The sequence below is a fragment of the Streptomyces sp. RP5T genome, from assembly GCF_003933965.1.
GTDB lineage: Bacteria > Actinomycetota > Actinomycetes > Streptomycetales > Streptomycetaceae > Streptomyces.
Window position 1 is genome coordinate 1 of the sequence record NZ_RSAJ01000695.1, and the last position, 4072, is coordinate 4072.

Consider the following 4072-nt stretch of genomic DNA (forward strand, 5'->3'; position numbering starts at 1 on the left):
CCACAGCGCTGGGAACCTTCGCCATGTCTGCCTCCTGACCCTCATGATCGATGAGCCGAGGCTCACTGCGGGCGGAAACCCGCACCCGAACCTGAGTCTGGGCTTGTCAAGTTTCCTGGCTCCGAGCTATATAAGAAGGCGTAGGGCATCGCACAGGAGTCTGTGGAAAGGAGATGGACTGTGATGCTCATGCGTACCGACCCCTTCCGTGAGTTCGACCGCCTCACGCAGCAGGTTTTCGGTTCCAACGCCCGTCCCGCCGCGATGGCGATGGACGCGTACCGGTCGGGGGACGATTTCGTCGTCCACTTCGACCTCCCCGGTGTCGACCCCGAGACGATCGACCTGGACGTCGAACGCAACGTCCTGAACGTCCGCGCCGAGCGCCGCCGCCCCGCCCCCGAAGGCGCCGAGATGATCGTCGCCGAGCGACCCACGGGTTCGTTCACCCGGCAGCTCTTCCTCGGCGACACCCTCGACACGGAACGTATCGACGCCTCGTACGACGCCGGTGTCCTCACCCTGCGCATCCCCGTGGCCGAGCAGGCCAAGCCGCGCCGCATCCAGATCACCGGCGGCGACAGCGGCCGCAAGCAGATCAGCGGCTGACCGCGACGACCGGACAACGTAGAACGCAGTCGCGCCCCGCGGGCCGGCAGGCCGCCCGCGGGGCGCAACGACCCCCAGGAGACCCGTACATGAGCGCACTCAGCGCGGATCGAGCGACCAGAACGGCACGGTGGAGCGACCTCGTGGACGCCGTGCGGGATGCCGGACAGTACGCGAGCGCGGCGGAGGCGGAGCAGGTCGTCCGTGTCGTCCTGGCCGCGCTCGGCGACCACGTCACCGGCGACGAACGTGTCGACCTCGCCCGGGCCCTGCCCGAGGAGGCCGCCAGGCTTGTCGCCTCCCGGATCCCGGTCAACAGGCCTTTGACGGCACCGGAGTTCGTGGACGCGGTGGCCGGTCGTATCGAGGGCGCGACCCCGGCGACGGCCCGCTGGGACGTCAGCTCGGTCCTGAGCGTGCTGCCGAAGCTGGTGGGCGACGAGCTCGTCGATCGCCTTCTGTCGCAACTCCCCTCCGGTTACGCCCTGTTGTTCGGCAAGGCGGAGCTGGTACCCGCGGCCTGACCCACTCGCCGCGGTCCGATCCAGGTCCCCGCGCCCCCGGGGGCCTAGCGGGCGCCGCCCTCGCGTGCTTCGGCGCGCAGCCTCAGCTCCGTCGTGTAAGCGGCGGCGATGGCGCACGCCGCGGCCGCGAGGGCGGCGCCCAGGGCGACGGGATTGACGTACCCGGGGATCGCCCCGGCCGAGTAGCTTCCGCCGCCCGTCAGCTCGCAGTCGAAGGAGAGGGGGAGGAAACCCACCGAGTAGTCGCTGACGTGGACGGCCTGCGCGTTCCCACGGCACGGGAGCAGCGGCGCGGAGCCCGCGCCTCCGTCCTCCGCCTCCAGGACCGCGCCGGCCAGGTGCAGCAGCCCCCAGGCGTAGACGGCGAGCGCCACGAGACCCGCCGACACGGCGAGACCCCGCAGACGCCTGTTCAGCGATGGCGATGACATCCCGGCCCCCCTGACCGCTCGTTCCTGGGTCCGCCGAGTTCAGCAGCACGCCGTGCGAACTGCTGTGATGGAGCCCACAGTTCCGGCAACAGGCCTGTCACAGCCCGTCCGCCGCGCCAAACGGCTGGCGCGGACGGCAGGGGCGGGCGACTCTTCCCTTACGGACACAACCGAGCTGAGGGGGGAGACGAGTTGAGCCACGAACTCACGCGGGCCGACCGGGAACGACACCTGGGCGAGGGGCCATGAGCGGCGCCGAAGGCACCGGCCGCCCCCTCCTCTACCTCGACGTCGACGGACCCCTCAACCCCTACGCCGCCCAGCCCGAACGCCGCCCCGAGGGCTACACCACCCACCGTATGAAGCCCGAGGGCTGGATCGCCCAGCACCCCGGCCTGGCACCGTCCGCCGTCAAGCCGCTGCGGGTCTGGCTCAACCCAGACCACGGACCCGCCCTGCTGGCCCTGGCCGACCGCTACGAGCTCGTCTGGGCGACCATGTGGCGCCACGAGGCGAACACCTGGATCGCCCCCGTCCTCGGCCTCCCGGCACTCCCGGTCGTCGACTGGCCCACGACCCTCACGCCCGCCCCGCACGGCACCTTCTGGAAGACCCGTCACCTCGTCACCCACGCCCGGGGCCGCCCCTTCGCCTGGCTGGACGACGAACTGGACCACGCGGACAGGGAGTTCGTGGCAGCACACCATAACGGCCCCGCCCTGCTGCACCGGGTCGATCCCCGACTCGGTCTGCGGGAGGCCGACTTCGCGGAGCTCGCGGCCTTCGTCCAGGGTCTGTGAGGACGGGCGGGCGTCCGCCTTCGACGCGCCCCGGCCGCGCCTCACACCTCGTCGAACAGCGCGGCGAGCCCGTGGTCGAGGTCGGGGCCCAGGTCCTCGGTGCCGGGCTCGACGACCTCGTAGGAGCGCAGCAGGAAGCGGCGCAGGGGGGCCGTGCCGAAGCGGATCACTGCGAGGCCCAGCGGGGAATGGAACTCGATGACGGTCCGGGCCCAACCACACGGCCGTATCCGTACGTCGCCCTCCCCGGCGGGCGCTTCGAGCCCCTCCTCCAGCAGCGCCCGCCCGAAGATCCATGTCACGCCCTCGCCGTCGGCCGAGACATCGGCGGGGAAGTCGATGTGCACGGCGAACGGCTCGGCGGAGCTGTAGCGCAGCGTGGGCCGCACCGGGAGTTCGGGGTCGCCGGGGCTGATCAGGCGGGCGCGGACGGTCTGTTGCAGGCTGGTGAGGTGCATGGGAGGCGTTCTCCGTCTCAGGTGAGGCATCGGTCCGGGGGCTCGGGGGCTGGGTGCTGGCGCGTCCTTTTCCATTGCCTTGTCGAATGACCGGAGTTCCGCTTGATTACGCAACCACCGCCCGCGAGTTCTGTGATCTGAATCACGGCCGGAACTGAATGATTGAAAGTTTGGTCATCTACGCTGACAAGCTTTCCGCCCCCCCACCCGCCGGGAACTGGAGCGTTCCTGCATGACCGCCGACCGACCTCCTGCCGGAGTGCCCGCCCGGACGTCCACCGCCGCGACTGACGCGTACGTGCGGATCTACGAGGAAGAGCAGCCGCGCCTCGTCGCGTACGCCCGCTCGCTCACCCGCAACTCCTGGGCGGCCGAGGACGTCGTCGCCGAGGCGCACTTCCGCGTCTGGCGGCGGCTGTCCGCGGGGCACGAGATCGACAACGTTCCGGCGTACCTGATGACGACCGTCCGCCACCTCGCCTCCTCCCTCGCGAGCAGCGCGAGCAGCACGCACGAGACCCCCCGGGACCCGCAGGTCCCGGAACAGGCGTCGGCCGGTCACGTGGCGGACCCGGCCGAACAGGTCTCCGCCACCGACCTGTTGGTGCGTGTCCTCGGTGAACTCCCCGAACGCTGGGTGCGGGCCCTGTGGCTCGCCGACGCCGAGGGCCAGCCGCTGGAGACGGTCGGCCGCCAGATCGGCGCCAAGCAGGGCGCGACGGCCGTCCTGCTGCACCGGGCCCGCGAGGGCATGCGCCAGGCGTTCCTGCGCTCGCAGACCGAGGCGCCCGAGGATCCCGCGTGCGAGGTCCACTGGGTGCGGATGCCGGCCTACGTCCGCGGCAACGCGACCCCGCGCCAGTCCGAGCGCCTCCTCGCCCATGTCGACGCCTGCGACGGATGCCGCGAGCGCCTCGCCGTCCTGATCCGCGCCAACGACCGGCTGCCCGCACTCGTCGGCCCCGCGCTGCTGGTCTTCGCGGTGGGCGGCGGCACGGGGAAGTTCCTGGCCTCGCTCACGGCGGGCTCCGCGGGATCCGCTTCCGCGACCGTCCAGGGTCTCCTGCGTACGGCCCGTGCGGTGCGCCCCAGGACCAAAGCCGCCCTCGCCTCAGGTGCGGCAGCCGCGGCGGCCGTGGTGGTCGTACTGGCCCTCGGCGTGCACCGGGCCCCCACGACGGTGACTTCCCCGGAGCGGGTGCCCGTGGCGCAGGCACCGGTGGCGGGACCGTCGGCGGGTGCGGTGGGGG

At 71.8% G+C, this 4072-nt stretch carries 6 protein-coding genes; 4 read left to right on the forward strand and 2 right to left on the reverse strand.

From position 1 onward, the window contains the following. Positions 1-183 precede the first annotated feature (183 nt). Positions 184-609 (forward strand): Hsp20/alpha crystallin family protein, encoded by a 426-nt coding sequence (locus EHS43_RS39345; RefSeq protein ID WP_185806604.1) that lies wholly within the window; start codon positions 184-186, stop codon positions 607-609. A gap of 89 nt (positions 610-698) precedes the next feature. After that, positions 699-1133 (forward strand): DUF2267 domain-containing protein, encoded by a 435-nt coding sequence (locus EHS43_RS39350; protein ID WP_125195365.1) that lies wholly within the window; start codon positions 699-701, stop codon positions 1131-1133. A 44-nt stretch (positions 1134-1177) separates the two neighbouring features. On the opposite strand, the gene EHS43_RS39355 is transcribed toward EHS43_RS39350, so the two are convergent. Then, positions 1178-1564 (reverse strand): hypothetical protein, encoded by a 387-nt coding sequence (locus EHS43_RS39355; protein WP_125195366.1) that lies wholly within the window; start codon positions 1562-1564, stop codon positions 1178-1180. A 245-nt stretch (positions 1565-1809) separates the two neighbouring features. Between EHS43_RS39355 and EHS43_RS39360 the strand changes: the two genes are divergently transcribed. Beyond that, positions 1810-2364: an HAD domain-containing protein gene (locus EHS43_RS39360; RefSeq protein ID WP_125195367.1), complete on the forward strand. Its 555-nt coding sequence runs from the start codon at positions 1810-1812 to the stop codon at positions 2362-2364. A 41-nt stretch (positions 2365-2405) separates the two neighbouring features. Here EHS43_RS39360 and EHS43_RS39365 read toward each other — a convergent pair whose 3' ends face one another. Beyond that, on the reverse strand, positions 2406-2822 hold the full coding sequence (locus EHS43_RS39365; RefSeq protein WP_125195368.1) for an SsgA family sporulation/cell division regulator: 417 nt from the start codon (positions 2820-2822) through the stop codon (positions 2406-2408). Positions 2823-3054: 232 nt separating this feature from the next. On the opposite strand from EHS43_RS39365, the gene EHS43_RS39370 reads away from it, so the two are divergent. Beyond that, a partial coding sequence (locus tag EHS43_RS39370) for a sigma-70 family RNA polymerase sigma factor (RefSeq protein WP_125195369.1) occupies positions 3055-4072 on the forward strand: 1018 nt, incomplete at its 3' end.

Coding starts and splice junctions, on each gene's coding strand:
- EHS43_RS39360 (WP_125195367.1), top strand. CDS start 1,810: ATGAGCGGCGCCGAAGGCACCGGCCGCCCCCTCCTCTACCTCGACGTC.
- EHS43_RS39355 (WP_125195366.1), bottom strand. CDS start 1,564: ATGTCATCGCCATCGCTGAACAGGCGTCTGCGGGGTCTCGCCGTGTCG.
- EHS43_RS39365 (WP_125195368.1), bottom strand. CDS start 2,822: ATGCACCTCACCAGCCTGCAACAGACCGTCCGCGCCCGCCTGATCAGC.
- EHS43_RS39350 (WP_125195365.1), top strand. CDS start 699: ATGAGCGCACTCAGCGCGGATCGAGCGACCAGAACGGCACGGTGGAGC.
- EHS43_RS39345 (WP_185806604.1), top strand. CDS start 184: ATGCTCATGCGTACCGACCCCTTCCGTGAGTTCGACCGCCTCACGCAG.